Consider the following 15,598-nt stretch of genomic DNA (forward strand, 5'->3'; position numbering starts at 1 on the left):
GATTCGTCATCATCAAGCTAGGTCGGCTATATTACTCTAAATTTCTTTAAAGTCAACAGGTAATTTAGATATTTTCAAAACTTATTCTCAAACCCAAAAATTTAACCCTTAAGCCAAATCCTTGTTTCTCAACAAGTTTTTATCTACATCACCGCCGATGGATGTGCATTCTACAGCATTTCAGACCAGACACAACCCCATTTTTCAAATAATCTTAAATTATTAAATCAAGCGATTATTTTTTGAACTGAACAGTTACTTTTAATGCCTTTTCTTTATGTTTAAGAACTTTTTTTAAACAATTAAGTCCAGTAGAATATGTCTCTTGCTTCACATTTTTTGGCACTTTTGATTGAAAATACGGTTTGGTCGTAAAAAAGCTCGTTCTTTATTACTTGCTGCATTATTTGCTGCGAGCCCGCTTTGCTATGCCATTTCAACGCATAACTTCTATGAGCTGGCTTTATCTATATTAAGTTATAGTAAATGGTCGAACACCAGTCGCCCGACAATTTGCGTGATCGATAATCAAGATGCGGCAAATCAGTTTCAGGCCAATATTCGTCAGCTTGCTTATGAGTATCAAGTTCAGGCTGTGACGGCTAAAGATTTTCCCAAAACAGAATGTCATGTGGCCTATTTCACAATAACACCGCCTCAACAACAGCAAAACTTAATTCAGGCGTATCCGTCTCGTTCATTATTGTCGTTAAGTACCAATAATCCAGCCTGTGAAGTCGGTAGTATTTTCTGTTTATACAATAAGAAGACATTTTCTACTTTTAAGGTGAATTTGGATGCGTTGAGCTATTCCAAAGTACATATTGATCCTCGTGTTTTACTCTTAGCAAAGAATGCGGGGTAGACATAGTGATTTCAAACTTATATCAATCCACATCCTTACACGCATTATTCCGTAAATCACAATTTGCGATCTTTGCCATTACCTTTGTCATCTGCTCTTTTACTTTTGCCACCATTTCTATGTTCACTATGGAAACGTATGCAAAACAAAATTTGCAGCTATTAAGTCAAACCGTATTGGAGCGTGTGCAACCTGCGGTCGTGTTTAGAGATAAAGGGGCAATTGATCAAATCCTTGATGATTATACAAGTGAACATGCGATACGCAGCATTCATGTTTATGATCCTCAACAGAAATTGTTAGCCGAAAGTACCAAAAAAATTGCGCATACCTCAGTGATGCAGGATTTAATGGATCGATGGTTTTTACATGACCCAGTTAAATTGATTGTGATTCATCATAAAAAGAAAGTTGGGGAATTAGTACTCTATGGTAGTTCAGAGAATATTTTACATTTTCTAAAAACCATTATTATTGGTCTTGCAATTTCGATGTTTTTCATCGTGATTGCTTTACTTTGGTCAGTAAACATTACTTATCGCCAGATTATGCAAGCGATCAAACCATTAACGCATATCGCGCAATTGGTCAGTGATCAAAAAGCCTATAATTTGCGTTTTCCAAACAACCACATTCATGAATTTCAGAATTTAAATACCGTATTTAACGAACTGTTAGAAGAAATCCAAATTTGGCATACACATCTGCAAAAAGAAAATCGACAACTTTCATTCCAAGCACATCATGACCAATTGACGAGCTTGCCAAATCGTCATTATTTTTACCAAGAATTATTTAATATTTTTGAAAACCCACAATATCGTCATAGCTCAGCTTTGTTATTTATCGACAATAATAAGTTCAAAGTCATTAATGACGAATATGGACATTTAGCTGGCGATGCCGTTTTAAAAGAAATGGCAACTCGTTTAAGACTTTCTGTCCGCTATGAAGATTTCATTGCGCGTTTAGGCGGTGATGAGTTTGCCATCATCTTGCATTCAATTCACCATACAGATCATTTAAGGACAATTGCTGAAGGCGTGCTCGCAAGTTGCGAACAACCTTTAGAGTTTAACGGACAAACGATTCATTTCGGTTTTAGCTTAGGGGTTGCTTTTTCTCAGTTTGCAGAGAATCCAGAGGATTTGATTATGCAAGCCGATCAAGCCATGTATAAAGCTAAGAGTTTAAATCCACATTGGTTTCTTTATAAACCAGAAATTTAGGACATGTTATGCGCACTCACACCATTAAAATTTCATTTATTGCGTTACTCTGCCTAACATTGGCTGGCTGCTTGAGTTTTGGCCCGTTGAAGTATCGTCAGGTCAAAATGCTTAAGAAAGAAGGCTTCGTTCTAACAGATGAGGGCTGGACACTTGGTCTGCCTGAACGTTTGTTATTTGACTTTAATACATCAGAGATCAAACCTGAACATCAAAAAGAAATTGTTCGTTTGGCAACTCAATTGAACAAATATGACCTAGAGAAATTAAAAATCGTAGGCCATACCGATGATATCGGCAATCCAGAGTACAACCAAAAACTCTCTGAGGAACGTGCTCAAAGTGTTTCAACCATCTTTATTGCTCAGGGTTTCAAGCAAAATAATTTAACTGTGGTTGGTCGTGGTTCACATCAGCCATTTGTTCCAAATACCTCTGATGAAAACCGCGCCAGCAACCGCCGCGTTAATGTCATCATTATCCCATAAGCACATCGCTTCAATAAAAAACCGACTCAATGCAGTCGGTTTTTTATTTAAATTAATTCAATAATATCGATTGTCGGTGGAACTCGAAAACGAAACGGTACCCCGACCATTCCAGTACCTACCGTAACAAAAACATCCGCGTGTTCGTGTGTGTAGAAACCTTTCTTGTGTCCCAAAATAGAAACCCGTTTCATAATATAACTGGTAATCCATGGTAGCTCGATTTGTCCGCCATGCGTATGCCCTGAAAGCATCAACGGACGCGTTGGTAATTCAGGGACCATATCAACAGTGTCAGGGTTATGGGACAAAATCAACCAAGGCTTATCTTGTGGTAAATCTGGCATAAAACGCATATTCGCCTTCCCTGCCCATAAATCTCCAATGCCGATCAAACGAAACTCATCAAAATCAACAATTTTCCCTTCGATATCGATGACATCGTTTTGTTCCAGTGCTTTACTCAATAATGCCTGAATTGGAGGACCTGGATATTGTTCATCATGATTGCCAGGTACCGAATAAACGGGTGCCTGAATTTGCTTTAAAACCTCGAGCTCTTGTACCAAGCGGTTTTCAGGTTCGTAAGTCCAATCACCTGCAACTACAACTAAATCTGGTTGCGCTTGATTGAGCTTCTTCACAATGCTTTTTAATTGTCGTTCATGTCCTGAAAACAATCCAACATGCATATCTGCAACTAAGGCAACTTTAATTGGCTGGGTAAACTCACGTTTAGGGTCTAAACGATATTGATGGTATTTAACATGAACTTGATGGGGTTCTATAAAACGCGCATAGATGAGTACACTACTGAGTAACCCAATGAATGCAGCTTGATGCAAACTATAATATCCAGCCCAACCCGCAAAAATGCTAAAGAACCAAAGTGGCACTAATAAATAAGACAGATAAAACGCGAGTAAATGCACAAAGGCTTTAAAAGGATGAATGGTTTCGGTACGTGCTTGATGAACCCAAGCTTGAATAAAAGCCCAAAACGCCATAACAGCAAAAATAAGGTAAAAACCAATGATCATCGTATCTGAATTCGACATTACAGCCCTCTTTAACTTCACTTTAGGGACATACATCTCATCTTATATTTATCTTTTTCGATGAAATGGTATACTCGAGCCCAACTTTTAATCAGTAACGATTATGACGCAATTTTCTCATTTAAATAGCAAACATACAAAGATAAGTACAACCGCTTACAATAAAAATATGCTTGCGATTTATATCACGATTGCGCTTACAGCGACTGGTTGCAGTACTTTACCCAAACATAAAATTGAGCCTGTCATACAAACCACCTCACAAATTGACACCTCACAGACATCATTAGCACAGGTTATCAAACCCTTACAGGAACAGCACCCAGACTTAACAGGCTATCATGTTTTATATGAGCCTTTAGAAGCTCTAGCAGCCCGTCTGCGCCTCATCGATAAAGCCGAAAAAACCTTAGATTTACAATACTATATTTGGGATAACGACAAAGTTGGTGCTCTAGCACTACATGCATTAATTCGCGCTGCAGATCGTGGCGTTCGGGTCAGATTACTGATTGATGATAATAATGCCAAACATACTGAAGGCATTTTCTTCGCTTTGGCCCAGCATCCAAATATTGAAGTGAAACTCTTTAACCCTTACCGCTTTCGTAAGTATCGTGCCATTGATATGGTATTGGACTTAAAGCGCATTAACCGTCGCATGCACAATAAGAGTTTTATTGCCGATCATCAGGTGGCTTTGATTGGTGGCCGCAATATGACTAACCAATATTACAATGTCAGTGATACCTATCAATTTTCTGACGTAGATGTGATGCTTTTTGGCACTGCTGTGAATGATATTTCCAAATCATTTGATGACTACTGGAATCATGAATATGCTTATGATGTCAAAGAAGTAGTCAAAGAAAAATCTCATCGTTTGAGTTATGAAAGCTTAAAACAGCAGCTCGATGAGCACTATAAACGGATTACCGTACAAAACTATTTAGATTTAACCAGTCGTTCTCAAGCTGTTGATTCACTCATGAATCGTGACATTTCACTGGACTGGGTTAAAGCCGAAGTTGTCAAAGACTCACCAGACAAAATTAAAGCTAAAGCTAAGAAAGAAGAGCATCTGAACTTCCAGCTGATTAATCATTTAGAACAGCCTGAAAAGAATATCGATTTAATTTCTGCTTATTTTGTTCCCGAAAAGAAAGGCACAAAAATTTTAAGTGATTTGGCACAAGATGGCATCGAAGTCAGAGTATTGACCAACTCTTTTAAGGCCAATGACGTGGCCGTCGTGCATGCTTTTTATGGTAAATACCGCCAAGAACTGCTTGAAAATGGCGTACAACTTTATGAGTTTCTACCCGCTTTAGATAAAAGTGATCTGGATAAACATACCGAAGATTTGGCAAAAAAAGCCAAGGTCAATATCAAGGGGTTAAGCCGTTCGAGTCTACATGCCAAGCTCATGGCCTTAGATGAAAAACAGGTTTTTATTGGTTCGTTTAACTTTGATCCACGCTCAGCTTATCTGAATACCGAAATTGGGGTACTACTCAATAGCCCATCATTAGCGCAAGCAGTACATACCACCATGGATCATAACCTACGGACTTATGCATATCGATTGGTATTGGATGCCAACAAGAACATTAATTGGCAGCGAGAAACACCACAAGGTCCTTTGATCTATACCAAAGAACCGAAAATGAAATGGTGGCAAAGAGCTGGAATGAAAATGATTTCATGGTTACCAATTGAAGGGTTTATGTAGTTTCCAAGCTTTCTGGTAGCACGGATAGTACTTTTCGCTGCAAGCGCTCTAGACCTGCTCGCATTTGACGGTCCACTTCCTTGGTGAGTGTTTCTACCGTATGCCCTTCGACTGGAATAGCAGGTAATGTCATTAAATGCGCAGTCACTTGTGGCATTTCTAAAACCCGTTGCACATGTTCTGCAAAAGTCATTTCCCCAATAAAGGGTGCGACCAAATCCAGTTCACCTTGTTGGTTGACATAGCAAATCACACAAATCTGTACAGGTCGTTGCGCTTCGATTGCAGCACCGAGTAACCGTCCATGTACTTTTTTGACTTTGCTACCATCCGTTGTGGTTGCTTCAGGGAAGAACAGAACAGGAATATCTTGTTTTAAAAATTCAGTAATTTGCTCACGAATGCGAATCGAATCACCTGAACCACGCTTAATAAATAAAGTGCCACCGCCTTTTGCCAAGTTCCCTAAAATAGGCCACTTCTCCACTTCTGCCTTGGCCAAGAAAAAGATCCGTGCACCCGAGCCCAACACAGCCACATCTAACCAAGAAATATGATTACTCACCCATAGGGCAGGTTCACGCGGTATCGTCCCATGGACTTGGACTTCAATATTAAATACTTCACATAAGCGACGACAGAAATACTGTACATAGCGTGTGTTTACAGGATTATTTGGATCTTTATATAAACCATGTCGGTAAATGAGATAAAAGCCCTCACCGATCGTCTCTAGACCAGAGGCTAATTTTTTGCTGTATAAACTGAATTTCGAAAACAAACTTAAAGGTGTGTTATTTACTGTTGTTGCTTGTTGAGTCATAAATTATTAAAACCGTACGCATGTATGCACGAATGCATTGAATTCACCAGTTATATCATGACCATATCAGCTTGTAGAAGTTTCCTTGATAACAAAAAACGAATGTGAGCATAATTTTTTTCAATTTTAAAAGATTTATCAGATCAAATATTATAAATAAATCGAATTAATAGATTAAAAGGTGATGTGATGAACCCTCAAACCACGACATCTGAATCCCAAACAACCATTCCATATGGTTATGCTTTAAGAATGTTTTTGGGATGGTCGATTTTATACATGGGAACCTTAGTTGGATTTATAGAACTTTTACGTCGTAATGTCATATAAGTCGAGTAAGTCTTTGCCCTTTGCTTGAAGTTTATTCTAGAATAAGACTTTAAGTATAAGGATTACATAACAGCGTGGAAAATTTTGAGCAGCGTCAAAGTGGTGAACGGGCAATATTAGTCAGTGTGTCTGTTCAACTCCTCGATGATCTTGATGCTGAAGAGTTTCGATTGCTCGCTCAATCTGCTGGTGCTGAAATCCTTGAACATATTTCTGTGCAACGTAACAGACCTGACCCTAAGTTTTTTATTGGTTCAGGTAAAGTCGATGAGATTGCCGAGTTAGTCGAGAGTCTCGAAGCAGAATTGGTCATTTTTGATCATTCGCTATCACCTGCTCAAGAGCGAAATTTAGAACGTATCCTTAAATGCCGCGTCATTGACCGTACAGGCTTGATTCTGGACATTTTTGCCTTACGTGCCCGAACCCATGAAGGTAAATTGCAAGTTGAATTGGCTCAACTCAAACATTTATCAACTCGCTTAATTCGTGGTTTTACTGGCAATCTAGAACAACAAAAAGGTGGTATTGGCTTACGTGGCCCAGGTGAGTCACAACTGGAAACAGACCGTCGACTAATTCGAGTCCGCATTACTCAACTCAAAGATAAACTGGTTAAAGTACAACAGACCCGTTTACAAGGGCGAGCTGCAAGACAAAAAGCTGCCATTCCAACGATCTCTTTAGTCGGCTATACCAATGCAGGAAAATCGACTTTATTTAATATCCTCGCCAAAAGTGATGTATATGCTGCCGATCAACTGTTTGCAACTCTTGATCCAACCTTACGTCGTTTAGACTGGGATGGTGTCGGTACGGTTGTACTCGCAGATACCGTAGGCTTTGTTCGAAATTTACAACATGATCTGGTTGAATCCTTCAAAGCAACCTTGGAAGAAACCCTAGAGGCAACTTTGCTGCTACACGTTATTGATAGCAGTAGTCCGAATATGCCTGAACAGATTGAAGCCGTAGAGTCTGTACTCAAAGAAATCGGAGCCGATGCTCCTATTCTGCATGTCTATAATAAAATTGATCTCAGTGGTGATGCAGCCAAAATCATTTATAAAACATCTGATTTACCTGATCGAGTCTATGTTTCTGCCCATGCTGAGCAAGGGCTTGACCTCCTTAGCCAAGCGGTACAGCAATGTCTGATGGGACAATTACAACAGTTTGACTTAGTGCTCAAACCCGCTTACGGTAAACTGCGTACACAGCTTTATACCCTGAATGTGATTCAATCTGAACATTATGATGAGCAAGGCGATCTACATTTATCGGTACGTATTGCTCCACATAAATTAGAGCAACTCATTAAACAGGCACATTTGCCATTAGACGAAATTCTTGGAAAAAAAGCTTCCCAATTTCAGCGACCTTTGGAAGAATTTGAGATCGATCACCCAATACCTTAATTACGATCAGGCATCGTTCGAATAAACGAGAGTAAAAAGAAAATGAAACATATTGATTGGACAGCTTGGTTTGGCACGATTTTATTAATCATCGTCTATCGTGAAGGGGCTGTCGCAATCACAAAAGCTTTGGGGCACCCTGAACTGGGCAATCTTGTCGGTCTGATTGGCTTATTAGCAACACTGTTGATCTGGAGACGCTTTAGAAAAATCTCCAATCGTCTGATTGATACCAATAACAAAATTTTAAAAGAAAGCGCATTTGCCTTTCTACCCATTTGTGCGGGTTCATTAATTATGCTGGTACATATGGGTAAAGAAATTCCTGCATTTTTATTTATCTTAACCTTCAGTACATTATTACCATTATGGATTTATGCCAAAATGGCGAAGCGTTGGTTATAAGGAGCGGATCTATGTCGATGGTTATCTATGGCTTCATCATTACCCTTATCAGCTACCTTATTGCCAAACCGCTAAATCAAAAAATGCCTCAGGTTCCACTGATTGTCTTCGGCATGTTTATTGTCATTGCTTTCTTGGCCATTTTCGGCATTCCTTATCAACAATACATGGATAATGTAAATGGGGTTTTTAACCATCTACTCGGCTATGTGACCGTTGCCCTGGCCATTCCTTTAGCCGCAATGCGCTATGATGACCTCCCACTAAAGTCAATGATTGGCATTCTTTGCTTTGCCAGTATCAGTGCGGTTGCTTTACCAATGGGACTGGCATATTTACTACACATGTCTGAGCCAACAATTATGGCTTTTGCCACCCGCGCTGTGACCACCCCGATCGCCTTAAATATTGCAACGCTATTACATGCACCATTAATGATGGTGACACTGATTGTGATTTTATCTGGCGTGATTGGTGCTGCATTCTCCCCTTGGATTTTGAAACATATCCATGATGAACGTGCTTCGGGCCTTGCTTTAGGTTTGGCCGCGCATGCGATTGGTACCGCTCAGGCTTGGCAACGTGGGCCTGTAACTGGCCGCTATGCAGCCTTCGGTATGGCAGTAAATGGTGTATTTACAGCCATTTGGCTCCCAACCTTTATTCTATCTTTATCTTAATATTTGCCTCAAATATCACATAAAGATTGAACTAGTTGTCAGATATCCTCCATAATGTAAGCTTAAACGTTAAAAGGATTTTTAATGATGAGCAAACAATTATTAGGTGCGTTATTTTTATCTGCGGTGAGCAGTTTTACTTTTGCAGAGGATATTACGGGGCTCTGGCAAAGTATTGATGACAAGACGGGGGCGCCTAAAGCATTGGTTGAAATTCGCAAAGAAGCAAATGGGACTTATGCAGGCAAAGTAGTTAAAATCACGCCACGTACAGGCTATACACCAAAAGAAACTTGTGTAGATTGTCCAGCGCCATATACCAATAAACCAATTATCGGTTTAGACGTGGTTACAGGTTTAAAATATAGCGAAGGCTTAAACTATACCAATGGTCGTATTTTAGATCCGAATACTGGAAAAATTTACAGTATGAAAGCTAAATTAAGTGCAAACGGCAAACGTTTACATTTACGTGGCTATTTAGGGGTATCTGCATTGGGTCGTAATCAAATTTGGATCCGTGCAGAGTAAAAACGAATTATGTGTCTCTAGTACGCACCTCTCTTTGATCAATTTGATCTCGGTTCTATCCAAAAGCCTCTTCATCCAGTGAAGAGGCTTTTTTAATTTCGATACAAAATTTATTGAATTTTCAAATATTAAAAAATGTACAACTATAAAATAATGATTGAATATATTGTTAGATAGACTACATAATAAAAGATCAAAAATTAAACGGACTTCTAATAATGAGTAAACAATTATTCAGTGCCCTACTCTTTTCGACGATAAGCAGTTTTACTTTTGCCGAGGATATTACAGGGCTCTGGCAGAGTATTGATGATAAAACTGGGGCGCCTAAAGGCTTGGTTGAGATTCGCAAAGAAGTAAATGGAACATATACAGGTAAGATTGTAAAAATTACGCCACGTGCAGGCTATACCCCAAAGGAAATCTGTGTGGATTGCCCTGCGCCCTATACTAACAAGCCAATCGTCGGTTTAGATGTCGTGACGGGTTTAAAACATAGTGAAGGTTTGAATTACACCAATGGCCGTATTCTCGATCCAAACTCTGGCAAAATTTATAGTATGAAAGCCAAATTAAGCTCAAATGGTAAACGCTTACATTTACGCGGCTACCTAGGTATCTCTGCATTGGGCCGTAATCAAATCTGGATTCGTACTCAATAAAACTTAATGCTTCACTACTCCCTATCTCCCGCTATTTTAATCATATCTTTAAGAATCAAGCTTCTTTCTCCTTATAAAAATTGAAGAAGCTTTTCTCCCATCGTTATAAAAATTTGTTGAATTTTCAAATATTAAAAATATACAACCGTAAAATAATGATTGAATCTCTGATTAGAAATCCGAAATAATAAGCCAATAATGATTGTGGCAAGGATGCTTGAGCATGTGGACCAAACTGATTTCTGTTTTATTCTTAATTACACTGAGCCATGTTGCTTTTGCCCAAGACATTAGTGGTATTTGGCAAAGTGTTGATGATGTCACTGGCGCACCGAAAGGACAAGTCGAGATTAGCCAAGAGTCCGATGGCTCCTACACAGGAAAAATCATAAAAATTACTCCGCGCACAGGTTATACACCTAAAGAACTCTGCACAGGTTGCCCTGCACCTTATACCAATAAGCCAATTTTGGGTTTAAATGTCATCACTAAACTGAAACATAAAAAAGACCTGACCTACACCGGCGGAAAAATCCTTGATCCGAACAGTGGTCGTGTTTATAGCTTAACTGCAAAACTCAGTACCAATGGGCAACGTTTACATTTACGTGGTTATGTCGGCGTCTCAGTACTTGGCCGTAGCCAAATCTGGATTCGTGTCAATTAAGTGTTGATACCAAAATAAAAAGCCCTGTTATACAGGGCTTTTTATTGATCGAAGGATGTGAGGCTTAACGACCTTGCAACTTCGAATAATCTAACAAGACATTTGCAGCTTCATTGATGAAGGTTTCTTCTTCAGGCAATGGTGGGCGCAAATGTGCTTTCATTTTGGCACGAGCTTCAACCAGTGCATCAATAGATGCCTGATAACTTTCCCAGTTTGCATACGGTGCCAAACCTGTTGCAATACGGCGCTGATTCTCTGCATTCAAAGTTTGTTTCTCAAGATCAATCAACTCGGCACGACGTTGATTAATATCGAGTACCACTTTCTTCTGGTCAGAGGTTTTCTTTGCAATTGCTTTACGTGCTTCTAAGTATTTAAATTGAGAATCTGCAGCAACACGTTGCTCAGATGATTGAGTCAATTTAGCAACATACGGTTGCACTGAACCTTCACGTTTAAATGGTGCTGTTGGAATGGTATCCCACTTCAAGGCATTTTTCGCTTTACGCTCACCAAACTCTTCATTGTAAATATCAACCAACTTGATATCTGGGATCACACCTTTGTTTTGGGTACTACCACCAGTAATGCGATAGAACTTACGTTGCGTTAAAGTCGCCTGACCATAAGCAAGTGAATCTAATTGAACCTGTGCTGTCCCTTTACCTGTCGTAGTACTACCAATGATAATACCGCGCTCATAATCCTGAATCGCAGCAGAATAAATTTCACTTGCAGATGCAGATGCTAGGTTAACCAATACTGCCATTGGACCTGCATAGATTTGCTCACCACCATCAGTATCTTCAAACACATTTACATTACCGTTACCATCACGGATTTGCACCACGGGACCAGACTTAATCACCTGACCGAGCATACGCGCAACTTCTTCGAGAGAGCCACCTGGGTCATTACGCAAATCAACCAAGATACCTTCTACTTTTTGTGCCTTAAGTGAATCTAATGCTTTAGCTGTATCTTCAGAGACTGAACGATATTCAGTACCTGCACGACGTGAACGATAGTCAAAGTAGAAAGACGGAATTTCAAGCACACCAAACAGATGCTTTTTACCATCACGGGTAATTTCAACTGTACGTGAACGCACACCTGCATCTTCTTCTTGAATGATGTCACGGGTTAACGTCACATTACGTGCTTGACTCATTGATGCACCTGCACCCAATAAACGCACCACAACTTTGGTACCGCGTTTACCACGAATCAATCCAACAATTTCCGAGCTCGGCCAACCAATCACATCCACCATTTTCTCGCCATCTTGCGCGACACCAATGATGCGATCACCTGATTTTACCTGACCAGATTTACTTGCTGGCCCACCTTCGACGATGGTTTCAATCTTGGTGTAATCTTCATTACCGCGTTCAGGACGAATCGAAACCCCGATCCCTTCCAGCTGCAAAGTGGTTTGACGATTCAACTCCATCGCATCAATCGGTGGATAGTAGTTACTATGCGGATCATAGGTCGCCAACATTGCATTCAATGTTTTATCGAGTACATCATCACTTTTCACACGACCAATACGTTCTAGCTGACGGGTATAACGCTTGGTTAAGGTCTGAACTGGAGTTAAATCTTCAGGTCCCGTTAAATCCTGACCATTGGCAAGCGATGGATCTGCTTTTAAAGCTTTTTGCTTTGCCTGCTCTTCTTCTTTGCTAATCGTCAAATTGATCAACTGTGACACTAGCATTTGCTGCCAATGTTGTTGTTGCTCAGCCGTCGTTTTGAAATACGGTGCTTTTTCACGATCTGTATCGAGATAAACATCTTTTTGATTTAAGTTCTGCGGCTTTTTCAACTCAGCTAACATAAACTCATAAAATTGTTTCAAACGATCACGATATTGCCCATGGATCAAAAACGGTCCAGTTAAATTACCCGCTTTCAATGAGCTACCAAAATTCGAACCATATTTTTTTTGATATTCTTCAACTTCACCACTTAAAAATAATGAATGATCTGGATCAAGGCTATCCAAATACATATTCAAAATACGGTTTGAAGTTGCTGCGTCTAAGCGCATATTTAAATAATGTTGGCGATCAACCAATGTGGCTAACTGACGTGCGACCAATGCCTGCTCTTGTGATGGTTTGATTACCGTTGAAACGACAGGTGCTTCCGTCGCCGCAAATGCCTCATTCATGGTATGAGAGAAAAATAAACCACCAGTCGCAATCGCAACTGCACACGCTATCATTTGAAGTTTCATAAAATTTTGGTACTTCCTTGGATATGGCAATTATTACACGCTGATACTGTCAATATGAACACATTTCATTCGATACTTTACCAACTTGTAGAACTCATTGGTCGTCATAAATAAATGACCAATAAGCACTTATCATCAATATCATGTAGTTTTATCATATTCTGTACTGACAAAATGTAGCAAATCATTGCACAATTTAGCTATCGTTTTTTTCATCAAAATTTTCATCAAAATTCAAACGGAATCCTTATGATCGGCGCATTGATGCTGGATATTGCTGGCACAGAACTTACTCAAGAAGATATTGAACTATTACAAGCTCCGCAAGTCGGTGGCATGATTTTATTTGCGCGAAATATTGAATCTCCTCAACAAGTTCGTGCTTTAACCGACCATATGCGTCAAATCCGCCCAGAGATCCTTATTGCGGTGGATCAGGAAGGTGGCCGCGTACAACGTTTAAGACAAGGTTTTACCTTACTCCCAGCCATGGGACGTCTAGGCGAACATTACCTGAGCCATCCACAACAAGCGCTCGAACTGGCTGAGCAATGTGGCTGGTTAATGGCGATTGAAGTCCTCGCGGTTGGTATTGATTTTAGCTTTGCTCCTGTTTTAGACCTGAATGATGTCAGTGATGTGATCGGTGACCGCGGCTTTGCCAAAAATATGCAGGATATCGTTCCACTTGCCGATGCCTTTATGCGCGGTATGAAAAAAGCAGGTATGGCGACGACAGGTAAACATTTCCCTGGCCATGGTTCAGTCAAAGCTGACTCGCATGTTGCCGCTGCAATTGACAGCCGCTCGTATCAAGAAATCTATGACAAAGACATGCAGAGCTTTATCAAGTTAATGCCTCAACTAGATGCATTGATGCCAGCCCATGTGATCTATGATCAAGTCGATCCAAATCCAGCAGGCTTCTCACCTTTCTGGTTACAAGAAATCTTACGTAAACAACTTAAGTTTGACGGCGTACTCTTCTCAGATGACTTGAGTATGCAAGCTGCTTGTGTTGCAGGCGGTGCCGACGCACGTATTCAAGCCGCTTTAAATGCGGGTTGTGATATGGGCTTAGTCTGCAATGACCGAGCAGCTGCATGTACCGCATTAGATGGAATCCAAACACTAGCGTTACCAAATCAACAGCGTTTAGAGCGTATGCGCGGTAAAATTCCGAATATTCAGGTTAGTACCACATTGACTTTAGACGATGAAAACTGGCACAGCGTCAGAAAAGTCATTGAAGAGTTTAAGAATTCGTTCTAACTTTACTTAGATTTCTTCATCGTTTTATTAACATATGGGATCTTGCCGAGTGCTCATTTAATTGAAGGATTTTGCCTTCGGCTCGACTTACTTTTCAGGGATGAAAAGTAAGCAAAAATCCTTTGTTAGGCTGAGGGTACATCCTTGTAACCCCAGCCCAACAGCGGCATCCATGCCGCCCCACGATAGTAAATAACAAACCTAAAATCGGATTTGGTGGAAAAATCTCAATTCAAAAAAGAGATTAATTTTATATATCCCAATTAGGAAAAATAGAGTCTAGGACAGATGACACAACAACTTTCGAAACACCGCCACATTTCATTTACCGCACACTACACTGGCTACATCTGGTATCAAATGGGGATCTCACATCCGGCACTGGCAACAGCAAAAGGAAAAACGCTGGCAGCCTTAGTTCATCCAATTGAAAGCTGGGCAGAAAAATATGTCGGTGGCAGTATGCGCACCACGCTTAAACAACGCCACAGCATCTTGGATAACCACTTAAAAGAATTGATTGAACAACACCCTAATCTTCAAGTACTAGAAATTGCATGTGGCCTATCACCACGAGGCTGGTGGTTTAGACAACATTATCCAAATATCACTTACCGTGAATTGGATTTACCCGATATGGCAGCCACCAAACAAGCTGCACTACAACAAATTGAAAGCAATGTAGATGAAGTTCTGTCTGTCGACTTATTTACCGATGCCTTTGCTGCTGCATTTGAGGTATTTGATCCACAACGTCCATTGGTAATTATTAGTGAAGGACTCATCAATTACTTTGAAAAACCAATGTTACAGCAACTCATTCAAGCCATTGCCAACTACGGTCAAAACTTTAAAGAGCTGCATTATTTAACAGACATCTACCCAGAACCGACCCAAAACAAATTGGCAACCATTATCTGGAACAGCAGCCGTTTACTAAAATGGATGTCACGCAGTGCATTTAGTTTTCATTTTAAAAACCCAGCCGAGGTCGAAAATTTCTTCCAAGAGGCAGGCTTTAATCAAGTTGATGTTCTGCAGCCAAAGCAGTTTTTTGAACAGGCAACTTTAGAAAATACGCAGCAACACTTAGGTGATTTAGTCTGGGTCATTCAGGCAACCAACAAATAATCCTCAATAAAAAAGGGAAGTGGTTAATGACCACTTCCCTTTTCAAATCTCCGGTTCTC

The 15,598-nt window shown here is 40.0% G+C and carries 16 protein-coding genes; 13 read left to right on the plus strand and 3 right to left on the minus strand.

All coding sequences use genetic code 11. The features are described from left to right. Positions 1-352 precede the first annotated feature (352 nt). The 3 genes from GBI66_RS16345 to GBI66_RS16355 are packed head-to-tail and all read left to right on the plus strand — an operon-like array spanning position 353 to position 2,582. A complete protein-coding gene (locus GBI66_RS16345) occupies positions 353-865 on the plus strand; it encodes a YfiR family protein (protein ID WP_151716821.1) in 513 nt (170 codons plus the stop codon). Positions 866-870: 5 nt separating this feature from the next. Next, a complete protein-coding gene (locus GBI66_RS16350) occupies positions 871-2,094 on the plus strand; it encodes a diguanylate cyclase domain-containing protein (RefSeq protein WP_005208944.1) in 1,224 nt (407 codons plus the stop codon). A gap of 8 nt (positions 2,095-2,102) precedes the next feature. Then, on the plus strand, positions 2,103-2,582 hold the full coding sequence (locus tag GBI66_RS16355) for an OmpA family protein (RefSeq protein ID WP_005185028.1): 480 nt from the start codon (positions 2,103-2,105) through the stop codon (positions 2,580-2,582). Positions 2,583-2,629: 47 nt separating this feature from the next. Here GBI66_RS16355 and GBI66_RS16360 read toward each other — a convergent pair whose 3' ends face one another. Beyond that, on the minus strand, positions 2,630-3,640 hold the full coding sequence (locus GBI66_RS16360) for a metallophosphoesterase (RefSeq protein ID WP_005185029.1): 1,011 nt from the start codon (positions 3,638-3,640) through the stop codon (positions 2,630-2,632). 169 nt (positions 3,641-3,809) lie between these two features. Here GBI66_RS16360 and GBI66_RS16365 point away from each other — a divergent pair, with 169 nt between their 5' ends. Then, entirely contained in the window at positions 3,810-5,372 is a 1,563-nt protein-coding gene (locus GBI66_RS16365) for a phospholipase D family protein (RefSeq protein WP_228128293.1), read from the plus strand. On the opposite strand, the gene GBI66_RS16370 is transcribed toward GBI66_RS16365, so the two are convergent. Further along, positions 5,365-6,195, minus strand: a complete 831-nt coding sequence (locus GBI66_RS16370) for a 1-acyl-sn-glycerol-3-phosphate acyltransferase (RefSeq protein ID WP_005208950.1) — start codon at positions 6,193-6,195, stop codon at positions 5,365-5,367. The genes GBI66_RS16365 and GBI66_RS16370 overlap by 8 nt on opposite strands. A gap of 189 nt (positions 6,196-6,384) precedes the next feature. Here GBI66_RS16370 and GBI66_RS19500 point away from each other — a divergent pair, with 189 nt between their 5' ends. The 7 genes from GBI66_RS19500 to GBI66_RS16400 all read left to right on the plus strand — a co-directional run bounded on the left by GBI66_RS19500 (position 6,385) and on the right by GBI66_RS16400 (position 10,888). Next, on the plus strand, positions 6,385-6,525 hold the full coding sequence (locus GBI66_RS19500; RefSeq protein WP_005146968.1) for a hypothetical protein: 141 nt from the start codon (positions 6,385-6,387) through the stop codon (positions 6,523-6,525). A gap of 74 nt (positions 6,526-6,599) precedes the next feature. Next, positions 6,600-7,943, plus strand: a complete 1,344-nt coding sequence (hflX, locus tag GBI66_RS16375) for a ribosome rescue GTPase HflX (RefSeq protein WP_005208954.1) — start codon at positions 6,600-6,602, stop codon at positions 7,941-7,943. 42 nt (positions 7,944-7,985) lie between these two features. Continuing rightward, on the plus strand, positions 7,986-8,348 hold the full coding sequence (locus tag GBI66_RS16380; RefSeq protein WP_005185035.1) for a hypothetical protein: 363 nt from the start codon (positions 7,986-7,988) through the stop codon (positions 8,346-8,348). 11 nt (positions 8,349-8,359) lie between these two features. Next, the gene (locus GBI66_RS16385; RefSeq protein WP_005185036.1) at positions 8,360-9,028 is read left to right on the plus strand and encodes an LrgB family protein; all 669 of its coding nucleotides are present in this window, start codon (positions 8,360-8,362) and stop codon (positions 9,026-9,028) included. An 87-nt stretch (positions 9,029-9,115) separates the two neighbouring features. After that, entirely contained in the window at positions 9,116-9,559 is a 444-nt protein-coding gene (locus GBI66_RS16390) for a DUF2147 domain-containing protein (RefSeq protein WP_032864326.1), read from the plus strand. Positions 9,560-9,774: 215 nt separating this feature from the next. Next, a complete protein-coding gene (locus GBI66_RS16395) occupies positions 9,775-10,221 on the plus strand; it encodes a DUF2147 domain-containing protein (protein WP_151716822.1) in 447 nt (148 codons plus the stop codon). A 223-nt stretch (positions 10,222-10,444) separates the two neighbouring features. Next, positions 10,445-10,888 carry a DUF2147 domain-containing protein gene (locus GBI66_RS16400; protein WP_005185041.1) on the plus strand — a complete coding sequence of 148 codons (444 nt, stop codon included), beginning with the start codon at positions 10,445-10,447 and terminating at the stop codon, positions 10,886-10,888. 64 nt (positions 10,889-10,952) lie between these two features. On the opposite strand, the gene GBI66_RS16405 is transcribed toward GBI66_RS16400, so the two are convergent. Beyond that, positions 10,953-13,136, minus strand: coding sequence for a carboxy terminal-processing peptidase (locus tag GBI66_RS16405; RefSeq protein ID WP_151716823.1), 2,184 nt, complete (start codon positions 13,134-13,136; stop codon positions 10,953-10,955). 249 nt (positions 13,137-13,385) lie between these two features. Here GBI66_RS16405 and nagZ point away from each other — a divergent pair, with 249 nt between their 5' ends. Then, a complete protein-coding gene (gene nagZ, locus GBI66_RS16410) occupies positions 13,386-14,408 on the plus strand; it encodes a beta-N-acetylhexosaminidase (RefSeq protein WP_151716824.1) in 1,023 nt (340 codons plus the stop codon). 288 nt (positions 14,409-14,696) lie between these two features. Then, positions 14,697-15,539 carry a class I SAM-dependent methyltransferase gene (locus GBI66_RS16415; RefSeq protein ID WP_151716825.1) on the plus strand — a complete coding sequence of 281 codons (843 nt, stop codon included), beginning with the start codon at positions 14,697-14,699 and terminating at the stop codon, positions 15,537-15,539. The last annotated feature ends 59 nt before the right edge of the window (positions 15,540-15,598 follow it).

Source organism: Acinetobacter sp. TUM15071 (genome assembly GCF_008980925.1).
Lineage (GTDB): Bacteria > Pseudomonadota > Gammaproteobacteria > Pseudomonadales > Moraxellaceae > Acinetobacter > Acinetobacter dispersus.

What these genes read in the sequence shown, in the direction of transcription:
- GBI66_RS16355 (WP_005185028.1), top strand. Translation starts at nt 2,103, where the DNA reads ATGCGCACTCACACCATTAAAATTTCATTTATTGCGTTACTCTGCCTA.
- GBI66_RS16360 (WP_005185029.1), bottom strand. Translation starts at nt 3,640, where the DNA reads ATGTCGAATTCAGATACGATGATCATTGGTTTTTACCTTATTTTTGCT.
- GBI66_RS16365 (WP_228128293.1), top strand. Translation starts at nt 3,810, where the DNA reads ATGCTTGCGATTTATATCACGATTGCGCTTACAGCGACTGGTTGCAGT.
- GBI66_RS16370 (WP_005208950.1), bottom strand. Translation starts at nt 6,195, where the DNA reads ATGACTCAACAAGCAACAACAGTAAATAACACACCTTTAAGTTTGTTT.
- GBI66_RS19500 (WP_005146968.1), top strand. Translation starts at nt 6,385, where the DNA reads ATGAACCCTCAAACCACGACATCTGAATCCCAAACAACCATTCCATAT.
- GBI66_RS16380 (WP_005185035.1), top strand. Translation starts at nt 7,986, where the DNA reads ATGAAACATATTGATTGGACAGCTTGGTTTGGCACGATTTTATTAATC.
- GBI66_RS16385 (WP_005185036.1), top strand. Translation starts at nt 8,360, where the DNA reads ATGTCGATGGTTATCTATGGCTTCATCATTACCCTTATCAGCTACCTT.
- GBI66_RS16390 (WP_032864326.1), top strand. Translation starts at nt 9,116, where the DNA reads ATGAGCAAACAATTATTAGGTGCGTTATTTTTATCTGCGGTGAGCAGT.
- GBI66_RS16400 (WP_005185041.1), top strand. Translation starts at nt 10,445, where the DNA reads ATGTGGACCAAACTGATTTCTGTTTTATTCTTAATTACACTGAGCCAT.
- GBI66_RS16405 (WP_151716823.1), bottom strand. Translation starts at nt 13,136, where the DNA reads ATGAAACTTCAAATGATAGCGTGTGCAGTTGCGATTGCGACTGGTGGT.
- nagZ (WP_151716824.1), top strand. Translation starts at nt 13,386, where the DNA reads ATGATCGGCGCATTGATGCTGGATATTGCTGGCACAGAACTTACTCAA.
- GBI66_RS16415 (WP_151716825.1), top strand. Translation starts at nt 14,697, where the DNA reads ATGACACAACAACTTTCGAAACACCGCCACATTTCATTTACCGCACAC.